The 21550-nt window shown below is 65.8% G+C and carries 16 protein-coding genes; 11 read left to right on the top strand and 5 right to left on the bottom strand.

Features of this window, described 5'->3' with window-relative positions; translation table 11 throughout:
• The first annotated feature begins 8 nt into the window (after positions 1 to 8).
• From P0M04_RS07675 to axe2C, 4 genes are all read left to right on the top strand, one after another.
• Entirely contained in the window at positions 9 to 2252 is a 2244-nt protein-coding gene (locus P0M04_RS07675; protein WP_259448312.1) for a glycoside hydrolase family 3 C-terminal domain-containing protein, read from the top strand.
• A 113-nt stretch (positions 2253 to 2365) separates the two neighbouring features.
• Positions 2366 to 3682 (top strand): glycoside hydrolase 5 family protein, encoded by a 1317-nt coding sequence (locus P0M04_RS07670; RefSeq protein ID WP_259448311.1) that lies wholly within the window; start codon positions 2366 to 2368, stop codon positions 3680 to 3682.
• The gene (locus P0M04_RS07665; protein ID WP_259448310.1) at positions 3682 to 4896 is read left to right on the top strand and encodes a glycoside hydrolase family 27 protein; all 1215 of its coding nucleotides are present in this window, start codon (positions 3682 to 3684) and stop codon (positions 4894 to 4896) included. Before P0M04_RS07670 ends, P0M04_RS07665 begins: the two co-directional genes overlap by 1 nt.
• Positions 4893 to 5942 carry a bifunctional acetylxylan esterase/glucomannan deacetylase AxeC2 gene (gene axe2C, locus P0M04_RS07660; protein WP_259448309.1) on the top strand — a complete coding sequence of 350 codons (1050 nt, stop codon included), beginning with the start codon at positions 4893 to 4895 and terminating at the stop codon, positions 5940 to 5942. Before P0M04_RS07665 ends, axe2C begins: the two co-directional genes overlap by 4 nt.
• 197 nt (positions 5943 to 6139) lie before the next feature.
• Here the strand turns inward: axe2C and P0M04_RS07655 are convergent, their stop codons facing one another.
• A complete protein-coding gene (locus tag P0M04_RS07655) occupies positions 6140 to 6640 on the bottom strand; it encodes an Lrp/AsnC family transcriptional regulator (protein WP_036230990.1) in 501 nt (166 codons plus the stop codon).
• A gap of 76 nt (positions 6641 to 6716) precedes the next feature.
• On the opposite strand from P0M04_RS07655, the gene P0M04_RS07650 reads away from it, so the two are divergent.
• From P0M04_RS07650 to P0M04_RS07635, 4 genes are all read left to right on the top strand, one after another.
• Entirely contained in the window at positions 6717 to 10328 is a 3612-nt protein-coding gene (locus P0M04_RS07650; protein ID WP_281042388.1) for an indolepyruvate ferredoxin oxidoreductase family protein, read from the top strand.
• Positions 10329 to 10446: 118 nt separating this feature from the next.
• The gene (locus P0M04_RS07645; protein ID WP_259448307.1) at positions 10447 to 12024 is read left to right on the top strand and encodes a S41 family peptidase; all 1578 of its coding nucleotides are present in this window, start codon (positions 10447 to 10449) and stop codon (positions 12022 to 12024) included.
• Positions 12025 to 12086: 62 nt separating this feature from the next.
• Complete coding sequence (locus P0M04_RS07640) at positions 12087 to 13862, top strand: M14 family metallopeptidase (protein WP_259448306.1); 1776 nt, start codon at positions 12087 to 12089, stop codon at positions 13860 to 13862.
• A gap of 178 nt (positions 13863 to 14040) precedes the next feature.
• Positions 14041 to 14934, top strand: coding sequence for a glycosyltransferase family 2 protein (locus P0M04_RS07635; protein ID WP_259448305.1), 894 nt, complete (start codon positions 14041 to 14043; stop codon positions 14932 to 14934).
• Between the two features lie 2 nt (positions 14935 to 14936).
• Here the strand turns inward: P0M04_RS07635 and P0M04_RS07630 are convergent, their stop codons facing one another.
• On the bottom strand, positions 14937 to 16229 hold the full coding sequence (locus tag P0M04_RS07630) for a sugar MFS transporter (protein WP_259448304.1): 1293 nt from the start codon (positions 16227 to 16229) through the stop codon (positions 14937 to 14939).
• Positions 16230 to 16452: 223 nt separating this feature from the next.
• Between P0M04_RS07630 and P0M04_RS07625 the strand changes: the two genes are divergently transcribed.
• On the top strand, positions 16453 to 16896 hold the full coding sequence (locus P0M04_RS07625; protein WP_259448303.1) for a YciI family protein: 444 nt from the start codon (positions 16453 to 16455) through the stop codon (positions 16894 to 16896).
• Positions 16897 to 16899: 3 nt separating this feature from the next.
• On the opposite strand, the gene ttcA is transcribed toward P0M04_RS07625, so the two are convergent.
• Genes ttcA through P0M04_RS07610 form a run of 3 tightly spaced genes read right to left on the bottom strand, consistent with a single transcriptional unit; the run spans position 16900 to position 19074 of the window.
• Positions 16900 to 17829, bottom strand: a complete 930-nt coding sequence (gene ttcA, locus P0M04_RS07620) for a tRNA 2-thiocytidine(32) synthetase TtcA (RefSeq protein ID WP_259448302.1) — start codon at positions 17827 to 17829, stop codon at positions 16900 to 16902.
• Complete coding sequence (locus P0M04_RS07615; protein ID WP_198118024.1) at positions 17826 to 18224, bottom strand: dihydroneopterin aldolase; 399 nt, start codon at positions 18222 to 18224, stop codon at positions 17826 to 17828. The genes ttcA and P0M04_RS07615 overlap by 4 nt, the downstream gene beginning before the upstream one ends.
• A 31-nt stretch (positions 18225 to 18255) precedes the next feature.
• Complete coding sequence (locus P0M04_RS07610) at positions 18256 to 19074, bottom strand: SDR family oxidoreductase (RefSeq protein WP_259448301.1); 819 nt, start codon at positions 19072 to 19074, stop codon at positions 18256 to 18258.
• Between the two features lie 42 nt (positions 19075 to 19116).
• Between P0M04_RS07610 and P0M04_RS07605 the strand changes: the two genes are divergently transcribed.
• Both P0M04_RS07605 and P0M04_RS07600 read left to right on the top strand, forming a co-directional pair.
• Positions 19117 to 20265 carry a class I SAM-dependent methyltransferase gene (locus P0M04_RS07605; protein WP_259448300.1) on the top strand — a complete coding sequence of 383 codons (1149 nt, stop codon included), beginning with the start codon at positions 19117 to 19119 and terminating at the stop codon, positions 20263 to 20265.
• A gap of 142 nt (positions 20266 to 20407) precedes the next feature.
• Entirely contained in the window at positions 20408 to 21412 is a 1005-nt protein-coding gene (locus tag P0M04_RS07600) for a J domain-containing protein (protein WP_259448299.1), read from the top strand.
• Positions 21413 to 21550: the final 138 nt, after the last annotated feature.

The following is a 21550-nucleotide window of genomic DNA, read 5'->3' as shown; positions in this document are numbered from 1 at the left end:
CTCGTCCCATGCGTTTGAATCAACTGACCCTCGTTGGCGCCCTGGCTGCCGCCTTCCCCCTGTTCGCCACCGCCGCCGACGCACCCGCCGCGCCGGCCCAGAAGCCGTGGCTGGACCGTTCCCTGAGCGCCGACAAGCGCGCCGAACTCGCCGTCAAGGCCATGACCCGCGAAGAAAAACTGCGCTGGGTGTTCGGCTATTTCGGCACGTCGTTCGCCCCGAAGGGCACCACGCCGCCGAAGGGCGCGATCCCGTTCTCGGCCGGTTTCGTGCCGGGTACCCCGCGCCTCGGCCTGCCGGACCTGCTGGAAACGGACGCCGGCCTCGGCGTCGCCACCCAGGCCACCCCGACCCCGCGCGAGCGCACGCAGCTGCCGTCCGGCCTCGCCACCGCGTCGACGTGGGATCCGCAAGTGGCCTATGCCGGCGGCGCGATGATCGGCTCGGAAGCGCGCCTGTCCGGCTTCAACGTGATGCTGGCCGGCGGCGTGAACCTGATGCGCGATCCGCGCAACGGCCGTAACTTCGAATACGCGGGTGAAGACCCGCTGCTGGCCGGCACGATGGTCGGCCACGCCGTCAAGGGCATCGAATCGAACCACGTCATCTCGACCGTCAAGCACTACGCGCTGAACGACCAGGAGACGGGCCGCAACGAGCACGACGTCCGCATCGACAAGGCCGCGGCCCGCATGTCCGACCTGCTCGCGATGCAACTGGCGCTGGAGCAGTCGGACGCCGGTTCCGTCATGTGCTCGTACAACCGCGTGTTCGGCACCTATGCGTGCGAGAACGACTACCTGCTGAACGAAGTGCTCAAGAAGGACTGGGGCTTCAAGGGCTACGTGATGTCCGACTGGGGCGCGACGCACAGCACCGTGCAGGCTGCGAACAATGGCCTGGACCGCCAGTCGGGCCAGGAATTCGACAAGTCGCCGTACTTCGGCGGCGCGCTGGAAGAAGCCGTCAAGAACGGCTGGGTGTCGGAAGCGCGCCTCGATGACATGGCCACGCGCGTCGTGCGCGCCATGTTCGCCAAGGGCGTCGTCGACAATCCGGTCGCGCAGGACGGCAAGATCGACTTCGCGAAGAACGGCGCGGTCAGCCGCGCGACGGCGGAAGAGGGCATCGTCCTGCTGAAGAATGACAACAAGGTCCTGCCGCTGTCGAAAGACGTGAAGACCATTGCCATCATCGGCGGCCATGCCGACGTGGGCGTGCTGTCGGGCGGCGGCTCGTCGCAGGTGTACCCGATCGGCGGCAATGCCGTGCCGGGTCTGGAGCCGAAGGTCTGGCCGGGTCCGGTCGTGTACCACCCGTCGTCGCCGCTGCGCGCCATTCAGGCGCTGGCGCCGAATGCGAAGGTCGTGTACGACAACGGCACCGACCCGGCCCGCGCCGCACGCGTGGCCGCGCAGGCCGACGTCGCGCTCGTGTTCGCGACGCAGTGGATCGGCGAGGCGAACGACGCGACGTCGCTGGCGCTGCCGGACAACCAGGATACGCTGATCGACAACGTGGCCGGCGCCAATCCGCGCACCGTCGTCGTGCTGGAGACGGGCGGTCCCGTCGCCATGCCGTGGGTATCGAAAACCCCGGCCGTGCTGGAAGCATGGTACCCGGGCACGAGCGGCGGCGAAGCGATCGCGCGCGTGCTGTTCGGCGCCGTGAATCCGTCCGGCCACCTGCCGGCCACGTTCCCGGTCTCCGAGCAGCAGCTGCCGCGTCCGACGCTGGACGGCGATCCGAAACAGCCGGAGCAGCGCTTCACCGTCGATTACACGAAGGAAGGCGCGGCCGTCGGCTATAAATGGTTCGACCAGAAGGGCCTGACCCCGCTGTTCCCGTTCGGCCACGGCCTGTCGTACACGACGTTCTCGTACTCGGGCCTGGCGAGCCAGGTCAAGGACGGCCGCCTGCACGTGCGCTTCAAGGTCACGAACACGGGCAACGTCGCCGGCAAGGACGTGCCGCAGGTGTATATCTCGCCGCTGGCGGCCAAGTGGGAAGCGCCGAAGCGCCTGGCCGGCTGGGACAAGGTCGCGCTGCAGCCGGGCGAGTCGAAGGAAGTCGACGTCGTCGTCGAGCCGCGCATCCTCGGCCTGTTCGACGAGAAGAGCAAGACCTGGCGCATCGCCAAGGGCAAGTACAAGCTCGTGCTGGCCGAAGACGCCGCAGGCAAGAACGCGACCAGCGTGACGGTCGACCTGCCGGCGTCCACGCTGGACGTGCGCGGCCGCCAGCGCAAGTAAGCACGCAAGTAAGCACGCAAGTAAGCATCACCCCCCCTGCCGCCCACCGCCCGGTGGGCGGCGCATGATCCCACAACGACGCTCCCATGAAGGAGTGCGAGGAGACTACGACCATGCAACGCAAGTTCGGCAACATCGCTCTGGCCGCCGCCCTGTTGGTGGCCAATGCGGCCCACGCAGACAACAACGGCTTCGTGGCCGTCAAGGACAGCCATTTCGAACGCAACGGCCAGCGCTACATGATCGCCGGTGCGAACTTCTGGTATGGCGGCTATCTTGGCGCGCCGACGGGTGTCGGGCAGCGCGCCCGCCTCGTCAAGGAGCTGGACCGCATGAAGGCGCTCGGCATCAACAACGTGCGCGTGCTGGCCGTGTCGGAGAAGACGGCGATGAAGAGTGCCGTCAGCCCCGCCACGACGAGCGCGCCCGGGCAGTACGACGAGCAGCTGCTGCAAGGCCTGGACTTCATGATGGCCGAACTGGCGAAGCGCGACATGACGGCCGTGCTCTACTTAAATAACTTCTGGCAGTGGTCCGGCGGGATGACCCAGTACCTGAACTGGTTCACCGGCTCGCCCGCGCACGATCCCAACGTGAGCAAGGACTACGAACGCTACATGGCCGAAAACGCGACGTTCTACACGAACGCACGCGCCCAGGCCGAATACCGCAACGTGATCACGAAGATCGTCCAGCGCACGAACACGGTGACGAAAAAACCGTACCGCGACGACCCGACGATCCTGTCGTGGCAGCTCGCGAACGAGCCGCGCCCCGGCAACAGCAAATCCACGCCGCAGGAAAAGGCGACGTACGTGAAGTGGATCGCGGATACCGCCCACTACATCCGCTCGCTCGATGGCCACCACATGGTCAGCACGGGCAGCGAGGGCCTGGCCGGTTCCGCGCAGGATGCGCAGCTGTACCTCGATGCGCATCGCACGCCGGACATCGCCTACCTGACGTACCACCTGTGGCCGACGAACTGGGGCTGGTTCGATCCGAAGAAGCCCGACGCCACGTGGAACGGCATGATGGAGAAGGCCAGCCACTACCTGAACGTGCACGTCGACTATGCGAAGAAGCTCGGCAAGCCGATCGTGCTGGAGGAGTTCGGCCTGAACCGCGACGGCGGCTCCTTCGACATCAAGGCCTCGACCAAGGTGCGCGACCGCTTCTACGACGAAGTCTTCACGACCCTGGAGAAGCGCGCGGCAGCGGGCGATCCGGTCGCCGGCTGGAACTTCTGGGCGTGGGGCGGTGCGGGGCGCGCGGCCAATGCGGATTACTGGTGGAAGCCGGGTAACGATTTCGTCGGCGATCCGCCGCAGGAAGAGCAGGGCCTTTATTCCGTGTTCGACAGCGATGCCAGCTCGCTCAAGTTGATCGCGGACCACGATAAACGCCTGAAGACGATTGGAGCAAAATAGTGAAACGGTGTGCCTCCCTGATCCTCGCCGCCACCATCGCGGCGTCCCCGGTCGCGGCCTGGGCGCAGAAATTCGACGGCCTCGCGGCCACGCCGCAGATGGGCTGGAACAGCTGGAATAAGTTCGCCTGCGATATCGATGAAAAACTGATCCGCGAGACGGCCGACGCGATGGTCAAGCTGGGCCTGAAGGATGCGGGCTACCAGTACATCAACATCGACGACTGCTGGCACGGCGCGCGCGACGGGAACGGCAACATCCAGGCGGACCCGCAGCGCTTCCCGTCCGGGATGAAGGCCCTGTCCGACTACGTGCATGCGCGCGGCCTGAAGCTGGGCATCTATTCGGACGCCGGCGACAAGACGTGCGGCGGCCGTCCCGGCAGCCGCGGCCACGAATACCAGGATGCGAAGACGTATGCCGCCTGGGGCATCGATTACCTGAAATACGACTGGTGCGAGACCAAGGGCCTGAACGCCGTCGGCGCCTACACGACGATGCGCGACGCGATCCGCGCCGCCAACCGCCCGATCCTGTTCAGCATGTGCGAATGGGGCGACAACAAGCCGTGGGAATGGGGGGCCGACGTCGGCCACTCGTGGCGCACGACGGGCGACATCTACCCGTGCTGGGATTGCGAAAAGAGCGCAGGCTCGTGGTCCGCATGGGGCGTGATGCGCATCCTCGACATGCAGGCGGGTCTGCGCAAGTACGCGGGGCCGGGCCACTGGAACGACATGGACATGCTGGAAGTCGGCATGGGCATGACGGAAGACGAGGACCGCGCGCACTTCTCGATCTGGGCCATGCTGAACTCGCCGCTCATCCTCGGCAACGACCTGCGTTCGATGCCGGACTCGGTCAAGAAAATCATCGGCCGCCGCGACGTCATCGCCCTCAACCAGGACCCGCTGGGCGTGCCGGCGCTGCGCTTCTGGAAGCAGGGCCCCGTCGAACTGTGGGCCAAGCCGCTCGCCAACGACGAATGGGCCTTCATGGTGCTGAACCGCGGCGAATCTGCGCTGCCGCTGCACTATGACTGGAAGCAGAACGCCATCGCCGACGATCTCTCCAAGCGCGAAGTCGACTTCAAGAAGGCCACCTGGCAGTGGACGGATGCGTGGACCGGCAAGACGGGCGACACGAGCAAACGTCTCGATGCGACCGTGCCGTCGCACGGCGTGCTGCTGCTGCGCCTGAAGAAGGGGGCATGATGCGCCGGCCGCTGATCGCCGTGTTGCTGGCATTGTGCGCGGCCGGCGCGGCGGCCGAACAGACCATCACGGCGAGCGACAGCCACGTGACCCGCATGGGCCGCACGGTCGCCGGCGACGACGGCACGGTGCGCTTCGGCTATGCCGGCGTGACCTTGCTGCTGGCCGTCGACGGCACGCGGCTCGCCGTCGATGCCGCGGGCGGGTCCCGCAGTCTCGTCGACGTGATCGTGGACGGCAAGCCTGCGGGCACGCTGCGCCTGGCACCGCAGATGACACGCTACGATGTGTTCAAGGGCGCGGCGCCCGGCCCGCACAAGGTGGAACTCGTGCACCGCGGCGAGACGTGGCTGGGCGTGCCGTCCATCGCGCGCTTCACGTCCGACGGCACGTTCCTCGCGGCGCCCGCGCTGCCGGCGCGGCGCCTGCTCGTGCTGGGCGATTCCGTGACCTGCGGCGCCGTCATGGAACGGGGCGCCGACGAGAAGGACATGCCCGAATGGTCGAACCCGCGCCTGTCCTACGGCATGCTGGCCGCGCGCGCCCTCGACGCGCAGGTGCAGCTGGTCTGCTACGGCGGCCGGGGGCTGGTGCGCAGCTGGAACAACCGCACCGACGAGTTCCAGCTGCCCGCGTTCTACGATCTCGCCATCGCCGATGCCGCGCAGCCGGTGCCGTGGAACCAGGCCGATTACGCCCCGGACCTGATCGTCATCGCGATCGGCACCAATGATTTCAATCCCGGCATTCCGGAACGCGCGGCCTATGTCGACACGTACACGGCCTTGCTGCGCCGCGTGCTGCGCGACCATCCGCATGCGCAGATCGCGCTGACGGAAGGCGTGCTGCTGGATGGCGACAAGAAGGCGGCGCTGATCGGCTATCTCAAGGAGGCAATGGCGCGGGTGGGCGACAAACGCGTGCACCTGCTCGCACCGGTGACGTACCAGCCCGGTGACGCCGTCAACGGCCATCCGACGACGGCGCAGCATGCGGTCATGGCGGCCGAACTGCTGCCGCAACTGCGGCGCATCACCGGCTGGTAGGCCAAAAAAAATCCGACGGACCGGGCATCTGCCCGGTGCATCGGAAAGAGAGCCGGACCACCCCGGCTGGAGACGATCCGGCCGCTCCCTGAAGCGGCGGTCGGACCGAGACCAGATCGAGATTAGCGATACTGCCGCGTCGGGTCAAACGCACGCGCGCATCGGCCATCGAGTTTCGTGCTTATTACTAAACAGCCTCAAACGATGGGCAGCGCCGTCGTTTCCTTGATCCGCTGCAGGGCGAAGCTCGACTTGACGTCCAGCACGGCCGGGTGGCGCAGCAGGGTGCTCATCATGAAGCGCGAGAAGTGGTCCATGTCTTCCACGTGCACGCGCAGCAGGAAATCCATCTCCCCCGTCATCGCATAGCAGGCCACCACTTCCGGCCAGGTCGACACGGCCTGGGCAAATTCAAAGCGCGGCGACGTGGCCGGCACGCGCGCGTTCGCCGCGCCTTCGCTGTGCTTTTCCAGACGGACATTCACATAGGCCAGCAGGCCCAGGCCCAGCTTGTCGGGATCGAGCAGGGCGACGTATTGCCGGATGACACCTGCCTCTTCCAGCCGCTTGATGCGGCGCAGGCAGGGCGACGGCGACAGGCTGACGCGCTCGGCCACGTCCTGGTTCGACAGGCGGCCATCCGACTGCAGGATCGCCAGGATTTTGCGATCGGTTTTATCCAGCTCGATTTTTGACATGAATTCTCCACGGGACTCGCGTACGTCGCAATTTTATTGCGCAAATCGTCTGACGGGGGGAATTCATTGAAATTTAATGCTTGTGACACAGGTCTATACTGGCCCGAACCGAAACACGACAAACATAATCGGAGACACGCATGAACGCCCCCTGGACCGCAGCCAGCTGGAACCGCTACCCCCGCACGAGATCACGCTCGACGACAAATGGACGCTCGAGCGCGGCCGCGCCTTCATGACCGGCACCCAGGCGCTGATCCGCCTGCCGATGCTGCAGCGCGAACGCGACCTGAAGGTGGGCCTGAACACGGCGGGCTACATCACCGGCTACCGCGGCTCGCCCGTCACCCAGGTCGACCAGACCGCGTGGAAGGCAAAGAAACACCTGGAATCGCACCACGTCCACTTCCACCCCGGCATGAACGAAGACCTCGCGGCGACGGCCGTCTGGGGCACGCAGCAGACCAACCTGTTCAAGGATGCGAAGTACGACGGCGTGTTCGCCATGTGGTACGGCAAGGGTCCAGGCGTGGACCGCTGCGGCGACGTTTTTAAACACGGCAACAACGCGGGCTCCGCGAAGAACGGCGGCGTGCTCGTGCTGGCGGGCGACGACCATGCGGCGAAATCGTCGTCGACGGCGCACCAGTCCGACCATATCCTGCATCACTGCGGCATCCCCGTGCTGTACCCGTCGTCCGTGCAGGAATATATCGACTACGGCCTGCATGCGTGGGCGATGAGCCGCTACAGCGGCCTGTGGGTGTCGATGAAATGCGTGACCGACATCATCGAATCGGGCGCCGTCGTCGACCTCGATCCGGACCGCGTGCAGACGATCCTGCCGACCGACTTCGAGATGCCGCAGGGCGGCCTGAATATCCGCTGGCCGGACGCCGTGCTGGACCAGGAAGTGCGCATGAACCACTACAAGTGGTATGCCGCGCTGGCCTATGCGCGCGCCAACAAGCTCAACCAGATCATCTGGGACAGCCCCCAGCCCAAGATCGGCATCATCACCGCCGGTAAATCCTACCTCGACACGCGCCAGGCGCTGGCGGATCTCGGCATCGACGAGCAGGCCGCGCGCGACATCGGCCTGCGCGTCTACAAGGTCGGCATGACGTGGCCGCTCGACTCCGTCGGCGTGCACGAATTCGCGCGCGGCCTGGACGAGATCCTCGTCGTCGAGGAAAAGCGGCAAGTGCTGGAATACGCGCTGAAGGAAGAGCTGTACAACCTGCCGGACGGCGAACGTCCGCGCGTCGTCGGCAAGTTCGACGACGCCGGCGAGTGGAGCGTCAAGAACCGCTCCGGCCAGGGCGACTGGCTGCTGTCGGCGAACTACGAGCTGAACCCGGCGCAGGTCGCGCGCGCGATCGCGTCGCGCATCTCGCACTACTGCGCCGGCCACCCCGTCGCGGAGCGCGTGAAAGAACGCATCGCCTTCCTCGAAGCGAAGGAACTGATCCTCAAAAACATCCCGAAGGCGAATCCGGAAACGGACCGCATCCCCTATTTTTGCTCCGGCTGCCCGCACAACAGCTCGACGAAAGTGCCGGAAGGGTCGCGCGCGATGGCCGGCATCGGTTGCCACTACATGGTGCTGTGGATGGACCGCGAGACGTCCACGTTCACGCACATGGGCGGAGAGGGCGTCACGTGGATCGGCCAGGCGCCGTTCACGGGCGAGAAGCACGTGTTCGCGAACCTCGGCGACGGCACCTATTACCACTCGGGCGTGCTGGCGATCCGCGCGTCGGTCGCGGCCAAGGTCAACATCACTTATAAAATCCTGTACAACGACGCCGTCGCGATGACGGGAGGCCAGGTCGTCGACGGCCCGCTCGATCCGGCCAAGATCAGCCGCCAGCTCGCGGCCGAAGGCGTCAAACCGATCATCGTCGTCACCGACGAGCCGGAAAAATACCCGGACGATTATCCGTGGGCCGAAGGCGTCACCGTGCGCCACCGTGCGGAACTGATGGACGTGCAGCGCGAACTGCGCGAGATGCCGGGCGTGTCGGCCATGATCTACGACCAGACCTGCGCGTCCGAGAAGCGCCGCCGCCGCAAGAAAGGCGCGTACCCGGATCCGGCCAAGCGCGCGGTGATCAACGACGCCGTGTGCGAAGGCTGCGGCGACTGCTCGAAACAGTCGAACTGCCTGTCGGTCGAACCGCTGGAGACGGAACTGGGCCGCAAGCGCCAGATCAACCAGTCCTCGTGCAACAAGGATTTCTCGTGCGTGACCGGGTTCTGCCCGAGCTTCGTCACGGTCGAAGGCGGCGGACTCAAAAAGCCGAAGAAGACCGCTGCCGAAGCGGCGCCGCCGTCGCTGCCGATGCCGAAGATTCCGGCGACGACGAACCCGTTCGGCATCCTCGTCACCGGCGTCGGCGGCACGGGTGTCGTGACGGTCGGCCAGATCCTCGCGGTGGCCGCCCACGTGGAAGGCAAGGGTGCCCTCGTGCTGGACATGAGCGGCCTCGCGCAGAAGGGTGGTCCGGTGATGTCGCACGTGCGCCTGGCGGACCGCCAGGGCGACCTGTATTCGACGCGGGTCGGCACCGGCAACGCGGACCTCGTGATCGGCTGCGACCAGATCGTGACGGCCAGCCGCGACGCGTTGTCGCGCATGGGCGAAAACCGTACGTGGGCCGCCGTCAACGCGACGGGTGCCACTACCGCCGCCTTCATCCGCAACCCGGACTGGCAGTTCCCGGCCGAAGGTTCGCGCGGCGCCATCGTGCAGGCTTGCGGCGAAGGCAATGTCGACTTCATCGACGCCGGCCATATCGCGACCACCTTGATGGGCGACGCCATCGCCACCAACATGTTCATGCTGGGCTACGCGTTCCAGAAAGGCCACGTGCCGCTGCAGGAAGCGTCGATCCTGAAGGCGATCGAGTTGAACGGCGTCTCCGTCGCCTTCAACAAGGCCGCGTTCAACTGGGGCCGCACGGCGGCGCACGACCTGCCGTCCGTGCAGAAGCTCGTCACGCCCGCGAAGGTGATCGAGTTCAAGCGCGCGCAGACGCTCGACGATCTCGTCAAGCGCCGCGTCGAATTGCTGACCGCCTACCAGAATGCCGACTATGCGGCGCAGTACAAGGCCTTCGTCGACCGGGTTCGCACGGCCGAAGAGAAGCTGGGCAAGGGCACGCGCCTGACGGAAGCCGTCGCACGCTACCTGCACAAGCTGATGGCCTACAAGGACGAGTACGAAGTCGCGCGCCTGTACACGGATCCCGCGTTCATGGCCAAGATCGACGGCATGTTCGAAGGCGACGTCAAACTGAAATTCCACCTGGCGCCGCCGCTGTTCGCGAAGAAGGATAAAGAAGGCCATCTCGTGAAGCAGGAATTCGGTCCGTGGATGATGAAGGCGTTCGGTGTGCTGGCGAAGCTGAAAGGCTTGCGCGGCACGGCGCTGGATCCGTTCGGCCACACGGCCGAGCGCCGGATGGAGCGTGCCCTGATCCAGGAATACCGCGCGACCATCGAAGGCTTGCTGCCCAAGCTGACGGCCGAGAACCTGGCGCAGGCCGTGGCGATCGCGGGCATCCCGGAAGACATCCGCGGCTTCGGTCACGTCAAGGAGCGCAACCTCAAATTGGCCAAGCGCAAGGAAGCGGAACTGGTGTCCGCCTTCCATGCGGGCGGCACCGCCACCCGCGCCGCCTGATGCTGTCTTTTTGACACGACGCCGCCTGCCGGATGACCTTCGGCAGGCGGCGTTGTCGCATCGCGCACTGTTACAGTTGGATGCATTTCGCGAAGCGGCCGGGTCTATAATCGGACGCATGAAATCGCTTTCCTCCTTCGCTTTTTCGAGCCCCGTTTCCCGTCTGATCGCCTGCGCTGTCGCCACGCTCGTCACGCTGGCCGGCTGTGGCGGCGGCGGTGGGAATCCGAACATCGGCGCATCGACGCCCGTCGCCGGCAATCCCGGCACCGGGACGACCACGCCACCGACGACGACGCCCACGCCGCCGACCGCGACACCGGACCCGATCCCGTCCGACTACATGAGCTACCAAAACCTGTGCGCCGCACCGCGCACGGGGGTCGACGCCGAGGGCTATGCGTTCCCGGACCGTCAGGGCACGCTGCAGGACGAGATGAAATTCCTGCGCGGCTGGAGCGACGCGACTTATCTCTGGTACAACGAAATCCCGTCCACGGTCCACATGGCGGACTACACGAACACGCTCGACTATTTCGACGCGCTCAAGACGCCCGCACTGACCGCATCGGGCAAGCTCAAGGACCGTTTCCACTTCACCTACACGACGGCGGAATGGGATGCGCTCACCAATGCGAGCCAGGATACGGGTTATGGCCTGACCTGGTCCGTGAATTCCACGACGGCGCCGCGCACCTGGATCGCCGCGATCGTCGAGCCGGGTTCGCCTGCCGCCGCCGCCGGCATCCAGCGGGGCGACCTGCTGACGGCCGTCGACGGCATCGACTTCATCAACACCACAGACAAGGCGCAGGTCGCCCTGCTGAACGACGGCCTGTCGCCGGACACCGCGGGCGAGCGCCACACGCTCACGATCCGCCGCGGTGACACCACGATGGACGTCGCGCTGACGTCCGCTGTCGTGACGACGACGCCCGTAAAAAACGTGAAAGTGATCGACACGCCGACCGGCAAGGTGGGCTACCTGAGTTTCGAGGATCACAACGCCGTTTCGGAACTCCAGCTCGTCAACGCGTTCACGACCCTGAAGAACCAGGGCGCGGCGGACCTCGTGCTCGACATGCGCTACAACGGCGGCGGCCTGCTGTACGTCGCCAGCGAGCTCGCGTACATGATCGCGGGACCGGCCACGGCCGGCAAGACGTTCGAACGCGCGGTCTACAACGACAAGACGGCGCCCGACGCCCCGATCCCGTTCCGCAGCACGGCCTACGGCTTTTCCGCGCCGCGCAACATGGCGCTGCCTTACCTGGGCCTGAAGCGCGTGACCGTGCTGACGACGTCCGACACGTGTTCGGCCAGCGAAGCCGTCATCAACGGCCTGCGCGGCGTCGACGTCCAGGTCGACCTCATCGGCGCCACGACCTGCGGCAAGCCCTATGGCTTCACGCCGATGGACAACTGCGGCACGACCTACTTCACGATCCAGTTCCAGGGCACGAACGCGAAGGGCTTCGGCGATTTCGCGGACGGCTTCGCGCCGACCTGCGCCGTGTCCGACGACATGGCGCATGCGCTGGGTGATCCGGCCGAGGGCATGCTGGCCGCGGCGCTGTCCTACCGCGCCACCAATGCCTGCCCGGCGTCGTCGACGGCGCGCGCGCGTGGTGTACCGATGCATCTGGCGCGGTCGCAGCTGAAAGAGATCGCGATTTATCCGCCCAGGACGCGCTGACTTCGGCTCATCGATCTATAATTTCCGGCTTGAATCTTTTCTAATCTTGCCGGAGTTTATCGATGATCCGCACCGCTCCTTTTCTGGCCTCGCTGGCCTCGCTGGCCTTGCTGGCCGCCCCATTGGCCCACGCCGCGCCTGATCTGGTGACCGTATCCGAGCGCTCCGGCTTCCAGGCCACGGGCCGCTACGACGAGGTCGTCAAGTTGTGCGGCGCCTTCCAGCAGGCGTATCCGAAGCAGGCGAGATGCTTCCAGTTCGGCACGACGCCGGAAGGCCGGCCGATGCTGGCGCTGGCCGTCAACGCGCGCGGCGTGGTCACGCCCGAGGCGGTGCGCAAGGCGAACCTGCCCGTCACGCTGATCCAGGGGGGCATCCACGCGGGAGAGATCGACGGCAAGGACGCGGGCTTCCTCGCCTTGCGCGCCATCCTCGACGGCAAACTGGCCGCGGGCGTGCTCGACAAACAGGTGTTGCTGTTCGTCCCCGTGTTCAACGTCGACGGCCACGAACGCTTCGCCAAATGGAACCGCCCGAACCAGCGCGGCCCTGTCGAGATGGGCTGGCGCACGACGGCGCAGAACTACAACCTGAACCGCGACTACGTGAAGGCCGATTCGCCCGAAATGCAGGCCATGCTGGCGCTGGTGAACACGTGGGATCCGCTGACCTATGTCGACCTGCACGTCACGGACGGCGCCATGTTCCAGCACGACGTCTCCATCCAGGTCGAACCGGTGTACTCGGGCGATCCGGAATTCCGCAAGATCGGCCAGGCCCTGCGCACCAACGTCATCGCCGACATCAGCAAGCAGGGCTCGATGCCGCAGTCCTACTACATGTCGTTCAAGGAGACGGACGACCCGGCCTCCGGCTTCGTCGACGGCGTCTCCGATCCGCGCTTCTCGACCGGCTATTTCCAGCTCCGCAACCGGATGGCGATGCTCGTCGAAACGCACTCGTGGAAGGACTACCCGACCCGCGTGCGCATCACGCACAATGCCATCGTCTCCGTGCTGCAGCAGGTGGCGGCCCACGGTGCCGAATGGACGCAGGCCGCACGCGCCGCCGACGCACGCGCCACGCGCATCGCCGGCCAGCCCGTGGCGCTGACGTACCGCACCACCGACAAGACGACGATGGTCGACTTCCAGGGCTATGCGTACACGCGCACGATGTCCGACGTGTCCGGCATGCTGATGACGCACTACGACGAAACGAAGCCGCAGGTCTGGCATGTGCCGCTGCGCGACGAAGTCGTCGCCGACCTGCAGGTGCAGGCGCCCGGCGCGGGCTACGTCGTGCCGGCCGCGTGGGCGCAGATGGTCGCGACGAAGCTCACGCAACACGGCATCGTGTTCCGCAAGGTGGACAAGACGACAGCCGCCGCACAGGTGCAAACGTTCCGCGCCGACCAGGCCGCGTTTTCTCCGACGTCGTTCGAATCGCACCAGCGCCTGAAGGTCGAAGGCAGCTGGAAGCCCGAGCCGCGCAACCTCGGCAAAGGCGCGCTGTTCGTGCCGATCGCCCAGCCCAAGGCACGCCTCGTCATGGCCCTGTTCGAGCCGCAGGCCCCGGATTCGCTGCTGGCCTGGGGCGAGTTCAACAACGCCTTCGAGCGCAAGGAATACATGGAGGAATACGTGGCCGAGGACGTGGCGCGCGAACAGATGGCGCGCGATCCGGCACTGGCCGCCGAATTCCGGCACAAGGTCGAGACCGATCCTGCATTCGCCAAAAATGCCCATGCGCGTCTCGAATTCTTTGCGCGCCGCCACCCGTCCTGGGATGAGCGGCTGAACCTGTACCCGGTCATGCGCACCGACGTGGCGCTATAAGATTCGTCGGCGGCAAATGCTTGTAGTCTGATCCTGCTCAACCGCCGCCGATTCCGCCGCAACCGTCGCGCACGGCGCCACTCTGAACCCATGTGTTTCGTTCGCTGGAGGGTGCCATGTACAAAATTTTCCGTTTTGCAACTAACCGCCGAACGCGGGCGCGCGGCGGGGGCTGAGCATGGGCGCCGCGGCCGTCCGGGCCAGCTGCTGCATCGTCTGCGGCATGGCGGCACCGGACCGGATCGAGCACCTGCTGCTCAGCCTCACGACGGCCTGTCCGCACCTGCTCATCTACCTGGTCGACGATGCGCATCAGCCGGTGCTGGCCGCGCTGGCCGGACGCTACGGTGCGCATTACCGCCCACAACGGGACCGACCTGGTCAGGCGCGCGCCCGGAACCGGATCCTGCGCGAGGCGGCCGCGGCGGGGAGCGTCTACCACCTGCTGCTGGCGCCCGACATCGGCTTGCCGCTCGACGCGGTGGCCCGGATGATCGCCTATATGGAGCAGCATCCCGACGTGGGTCTGCTGGCGCCGCGGGTGCAGGACGTGGACGGGCGCCTGCAGCCGCTGTGCAGTCTGCTGCCGGGGCCGCTGGAATTGCTGCTGGGACGCTGCTTTCCGCTGCTGCGCCGGTCCAGCGGCAGGCTCGCGCGCTACCAGTTGCATGCGGGTGGCTACAGCCGGGTGATGGAGGTGCCGGTGCCGCCGGCCTGCTGCCTGCTGATGCGGGTCGAGACCGTACTGCGTGCCGGCATGTTCGACGCGCGCTTCCTGCAGCGTTTCGACATCGTCGACCTGGCGCGCCGCACGGCACGCATCGCGCGCACCGTGTTCGTGCCGCACGTGGCCGTCGTCCGTGACCCGGCCCAGGCCGGCGCGCGCGGCTGGCGCCGGCGGTCGGCCTCGCTCTGGTGGCGGTGCGTGTCGGCCTGGCGTTACTTCGACAAGTGGGGCTGGCTGCGCGATCCCGAGCGCGACCGCATCAATGCCCGCGCGTTGCGCCAGCTGGGGCCGGCACGCAGGCAGCCGGATGGCGTGAGCCCGGCCGGAACCGATGTGACAGGGTGAGTTCAGCCGTGTTGCAGCGGCCGGCGCGCGTACCAGCCGAACGCGAGGATCAGCAGGTAGCACAGCGCGGGCACGGCCAGCGAGAGGCGCAGGCCGAAGGCGTCGGCGGCGTAGCCCGTGATCAGGGGCACGATGGCGCCGCCGACGATGGCCACGCAGATCAGGCCCGAGCCTTCCGCCGCGCGCTCGCCCAGGCCTTCCGACGCCAGCGTGAAGATGGTGGGGAACATGATCGAGTTGACGAGGCCGATGGCCAGCAGCGCCCAGCCCGACGTGGCGCCCTGCGTGGTGGCGGAGACGAGCAGCAGCAGGGCGGCGATGGCGCCGGCGCCGGCCAGCACCTTGCCCGGCGAGCAGATGCGCAGGACGTAAGCGCCGAGGAAACGGCCGACCATGGCGCCGCCCCAGTACAGCGGCACGTGCTTGCCCGCCGCTTCGGCACCGAGGCCCAGCACGTCGTGCTGCATCAGGTAATTGACGATCAGCGAGCCGACGGCCACTTCGGCACCGACGTACAGGAAGATGCACAGGGCGCCGAACGCGAAGCGGGGCTGTTTCAGCAGGTCGAAGGCGCTCCACATGCTGGTGTCGGGATGGGGATGCTCGACGAGCTTCTTGCGGTTCGTCCAGACGAGCAGGGCGACGACGGCCAGCGCGACCGCCAGGCCGAGGTAGGTGTGCACGACGACCTGGCTTTCGGCCGCGCGGTAGGCGGCGAGCGCGTCGGCCGACAGCGTCGTCTGGTCGACGTGGGCCAGCGAGCCGAGGATCAGGATGGCGCCGACGTAGGGAAAGACGGTCGTGCCGAGGGAATTGAAGGCCTGGGCGAAGGTCAGGCGGCTGGAGGCGGTGGCGGGGGCGCCCAGCATCGAGATCAGCGGATTCGCCACGACCTGCACGATGGTGATGCCGGCCGCCAGCACGAACAGCGCGAGCAGGAAGGTGATGAACATGCCCGATGAGGAGGCGGGGATGAACAGCAGGCAGCCTGCCGTCATCGTGAGCAGGCCGACGACGGCCGTGCGCATGTAGCCGATGCGCTGCACGATGGCGGCGGCCGGCAGCGACACGATGAAATAGGCGGCAAAGAAGGCCGATTGCACGAGCATCGCCTGCGCGTACGACAGCGTGAACAAGTCCTTCAGTTTCGGGATGATGACGTCGTTCAGGCTCGTGATGCCGCCGAACGTGAAGAACAGGGCGAACACGAAAACGCGCAGGCTCGCGACCTGGGTGTTGGCGTGGGTGGCGGTGCCGCTGGGCTGGGCGGTACCGGCGGGTTGGCCGATTTGCATGAGGAATCCGGATGGGCGTGACAGGGGTAGGAATATTACATCTGTTTGGCGGCTCGTAGTCACCTCCTGGTCGCCATCATCAGAGTGAAATCGATCTCATCATGCGTTCATGAAGAAACTGCACTACATAGGCATTGTCAAACAATGCATGATGCGTAGACGTTCTGTTTCTGTGCCGATCATGCTAGGCTGGCTGACCTCATCATCGATACGGGGACACGCGATGTGGATCAGGAAAACGGCAGTGGGATGCGCCCTGGCGCTGGCGGCGCTCGCTCCGGCGGCCGCGCAATACGATGCGGCGCTGGCCCAGTCGCTCGGCGCGAACGAGAACGGCATGCGCAGCTATGTGCTCGTGATTTTGAAGACCGGTCCTTCGCGCGTGCCGGACGGGGCCGAGCGCACGAAGATGTTCGAAGGGCATTTCGCCAACATGAAACGCCTGGCGGCCGAGAAGAAACTGGTGGTGGCCGGACCCCTGGACGGGGTCGAGGGCAGGCGCGGGATCTTCGTCTTCGCTACGCCCGACATCGAGGTGGCGAAGACCTATGTCGCCACCGATCCCGTCATCGTCAACGGCGAGATGGTGGCCGAGTATCACAAGTTTTTCGCGTCGGCCGGCCTGATGGCCGTGAACGACATCCACGCGAAAATACAAAAGCAGTAAGGCTTACAGCGGCTGCAGCGGAATGGTGCCCGTCGCCGGCGTCGAGCACGGCTCTTCGTCGAACGCGATGTCGCCGGCCGGATTGGCCACGCCGTCCGCCTTCAGGTCCTTGAAGCCGAACATGTCGCGGTCCATCAGGTGCGACGGCACGACGGTCGACAGCGACGAGAAGATGTTTTCCACACGGCCCGGGTGTTTCTTCTCCCAGTCACGCAGCATCGCCTTGATCTGTTTTCTCTGCAGGTTTTCCTGCGAGCCGCACAGGTCGCATGGGATGATCGGGAACTGCTTTACTTCCGCATAGCGTTCCGTATCCGCTTCCTTCACGTAGGCCAGCGGACGGATCACCATGTGCTTGCCGTCGTCCGAGACGAGCTTGGCCGGCATGCCCTTGATCTTCGCGCCGAAGAACATGTTCAGGAAGAAGGTCTCGAGGATGTCGTCGCGGTGGTGGCCCAGGGCGATCTTGTTGCAGCCGAGCTCGTCGGCTACGCGGTACAGGATGCCGCGCCGCAGGCGCGAACACAGCGAACAGGTCGTCTTGCCTTCCGGGATCAGGCGCTTGACGATGCTGTAGGTATCCTGGTTCTCGATGTGGTACGGGATGCCCAGCTTTTCCAGGTAGGCCGGCAGCACGTCGGCCGGGAAGTTCGGCTGTTTCTGGTCGAGGTTGACGGCGACGATGTCGAAGTGGATCGGGGCGCGCTCGCGCAGGGTCATCAGGATGTCCAGCAGCGCATAGCTGTCCTTGCCGCCGGACAGGCAGACCATGACCTTGTCGCCGTCCTCGATCATGTTGAAATCGCCGATCGCCTGGCCGACGAGGCGGCACAGGCGCTTGTGCAGCTTGTTGTTCTCGTAGGCCTGCTTTTCCGCCTTCTTGTCGACGGATTCGAGCGCGTCGGCCGGACGCGCCATCGTCACTTCATTCATGCTTCATCCTTGATCTGGAACACTTCGACGCCGACGCCTTCGCAGTCGGGATACACGTCGGGCTTCATCGTCGACACGCGGGCCGCGCGCACGTTCGGGTGCGCCAGCATCGCCTTCACGACGTCGTCGCACAGCGTTTCCTGCAGGTGCACGTGGCCCTGCGCCATGCGTTTGGCGATGGTTTCGCGCATGAAGTCGTAGTCGACCACTTCATCCAGCTGGTCGTCCTTCGGCGTCGACAGGGCGAGCGGGATGTACAGGTCGACATTGATCAGGACGCGTTGCTCGCCCTTCTTTTCGAACTCATGGACACCGATGTTGATCATGACTTCGTAATTGCGCAGGAACAGCCTGCGGCAATCGCGCAGCTGCGGGTAGAACAGGGCGGACAACATAGGAAACCTTCGATGGTGAGGTGGGTACAGGTTATTTGGTCAAAAACATCACGTCGCGCGCCAGCGGCATCAGGTGCTGGCCGCCGTCGACGAGCAGGGTGGTGCCGGTCAGCGCCTTCGCATGGGCCGCGTAGCACACGGCGTCGACGATGTCCTGCGGCGTGGACGAGCGTCCCAGCGGCGTGACCTGGTGCGCGCGCTCGAAGCCGTCCGCACTCTGGTCGCCCGAGACGAGCGTGATACCGGGCGCGACGCCGACGACGCGCAGCTTCGGTGCCAGCGCCTGGGCCAGCATCGTGGTAGCCGTCTGCAATGCTGCTTTCGACAACGTATACGACAAAAAATCTGGGTTGAGATTGTACAGTTTCTGGTCGAGCAAGTTGATCACGACGGCCTGGCCGCCGTCCGGCACCAGCGCGTGCAATTCTTGCGCGAGCAGCAGCGGGGCGGCCACGTTGCACTGCATGTGCGTGGCCAGCAGTGCCGGAGAAAAATCGTCCGGCTTGTCGTATTCGAACAACGACGCGTTGTTGACGATGCAATCCAGCGCACCCAGCAGGTGCACGGCCTGGCGGGGCAGGGCACGCACGGCGGCATCAATGGCGAGATCGGCATGTAGCGCGACGGCGCGCCGGCCCAGGGCGCGGATGGCCGCGACGACCTCGTCGGCATCCGACGCGGACTGGCGGTAGTGCACGGCGACGTCCCAGCCGGCCTCGGCCATGCCAAGCGCGATGGCGCGGCCGATGCGCCGGCCTGCGCCGGTGACGAGGGCCACGCGCGCGCGTCCCGCATGCGGGCGGTCTACGGGTGTGCCAATTGAATCAGGAGTCGAAAATGTCTGTGTCATCGTGGTTTGTGGGTCGCTGCCGATTCTCGCTACAATGGCCGGATGTCCTTACCTCTTCCCTCCAGCGACGCACTGGCCGCGTCCCAAGCCCTGCAGCGCATGATCGCTGCCGAGATCGCCGACCAGGGCGGCGCCATCCCGTTTGCGCGTTTCATGGAACTGGCGCTGTACGCGCCGAATCTCGGCTATTACAGCGGCGGTGCGGCGAAGCTGGGCCGCGATGGCGATTTCACCACGTCGCCCGAGATCAGTCCGCTGTTCGGCGCCACGCTGGCGCGCGCGGCCGCCGCTATTATGGCCCAAAGTGCCCCTAACATTATCGAATTCGGCGCCGGCACGGGCAAACTCGCGTACGACGTCCTGACGACGCTGGGCGAACTGGGTGTGCGCGTCGACAGTTATACGATCATCGAACTGTCGGGCGAATTGCGCGCCCGCCAGCAGGAAGTGCTGAAGGATTTCCCGCAGGTGCGCTGGACGCACGATTTCCCCGTGGCGTTCCGCGGCGTCGTGCTCGCCAACGAAGTGCTGGATGCGATGCCGGTCGAGCTCGTCGTGCGCGACGCCGGCCGCTGGCTGCGCCAGATGGTGACGGTGGAAGACGGCCGCTTCGCCTTCACCCCCGCAGAACCCGACGCGGCGCTGGTGGACCAGATCGCCCGCCAGATTCCCGACGCCGACACCCTGCAGGACGGCTATCTGACCGAAGTGCACCCGGTTGCCTGCGGTTTCATGCGCTCGCTGGCGCAGATGTTCGAGAAGGGAAAGGGCGCCGCGATCCTGATCGACTATGGTTTCCCGGCCCACGAATATTATTTCGACGAGCGCACGAGCGGCACGCTGATGTGTCATTACCGCCACCATGCGCACCCCGATCCGTTTTATCTGCCAGGCCTGCAGGACATCACGGCGCACGTCGATTTCACGGCGATGGCGCTGGCGGCCCATGGCGCGGGACTGGACGTGCTCGGCTATATGAGCCAGGCGGCATTCCTGCTGGCGGCCGGGATCGGCGAGCTGCTGCTGAAGACGGATCCGGAGGACGCGCTGCGCTACCTGCCGCAGTCGAAGGCCGTGCAAAAACTCGTGTCGCCGGCCGAAATGGGGGAATTGTTCAAGGTGCTCATCGTCGGCAGCGGCGTCGCGCTTGAACCGGCCATCGAGCGCGCCGATCGAAGCCACAAGTTGTGATACTGACATCTTGCGTGGTGGACACAAACCCGGCTATGCTGTAATGCCGCCCGTACGGCAGGCTGCCCTTTGCCTCTGCCGTTAAAGAACGAATCGGCTAATATTGAAGCAGCTGGCGCCCTGTGCAACCCGACCCTGACCCATGGCCAAGATCCATACCCATTATGACAACCTGAAGGTGTCGCGCCACGCACCGCAGGAAGTCATTCGCGCGGCCTACAAGGCCTTGAGTCAGAAATATCATCCCGACAAGAATCCGGGTGACGAGCGTGCCGCCCGCATCATGGCCATCGTCAATACGGCCTACAACATCCTGTCCGATCCCGTGCGCCGCAAGGAGCACGACGAGTGGATCGCGTCGGAAGAGTGGGAAGTCGAATGGCTGGAAAGTTCCCATGGCGAGGAGGGCCGCGAGAAACCGCGCGGCGAGCACTGGGAACCGCGCCAGGTCGAGGCGCCGTCGCGCTGGCGCGTGCTGCGCGATCCGCGCTGGTGGGGGCTGATGCTGGCCTCGTTCGCCGGCGGCGGCGCGTTGGCCATCGTCCTGCTCGATCCCCCCAGGGTGCTGCCGAGCGCGCTGGCCTGGCCGGGCAAAGCCCAGTCCGCGGTTGCGCCGTCGGCATCGGCGTCCGCCTCCGCTTCCGCCTCCGCATCGACCCCGAACACGCCGCCGGATCCGCTCGGCAGCGACGCCAGCGCCGACGGCTGGGCGCGTCCCACCGGGCAGACCGATGCACCGCCCGACATCAAGGCCCTCGGCGTGACCCAGTTGATCGTGCCGGCCCGCGCACCCGATTGCGATACGGACCTGCAAGCCCAGGTTGCGCCGACGGGCGATCCGTGGCCAGCGCAGTCCAGCTATATCGACGGTTATCCGCTCGGCAACCAGGGCGACGAGATGCAGGTGCTGGTCGACAACAGCAACAATCCGTCGCCTGTCCTGGTCAAGATCTACGACCTGGACCGCCGCTCGAACGTGCGCCACGCCTATGTGCTGGGCCGTGCCAAGTTCCTTATCGATAAACTATCGGCCGGCAAGTACGAAGTCCGTTATCAGAACATCATGATCGGGGGCGCCCGCCCCGAATGCGCCAACGGCCACCGCGCGCCGCTGCGCCAGGCCGCCGCGCGCCAGCCCGGCGCCTGACAACCGAAAGTGTGGTTTTTCGCGACATTTCGCCAGGTTTACACGCTGGTGAGGTCAAGAATTTTGTTCCCTGGACGTAATATACTCGGTAGACCACACGGGCCCATGCAGCCCGCTCCGCCCATCGCAGGCACACAC

Origin of the sequence: Telluria mixta (assembly GCF_029223865.1) — a bacterium.
Lineage (GTDB): Bacteria > Pseudomonadota > Gammaproteobacteria > Burkholderiales > Burkholderiaceae_D > Telluria > Telluria mixta.
The sequence above is the reverse complement of the archived record's forward strand: the minus strand, read 5'-3'. Positions and strand labels throughout refer to the sequence as shown.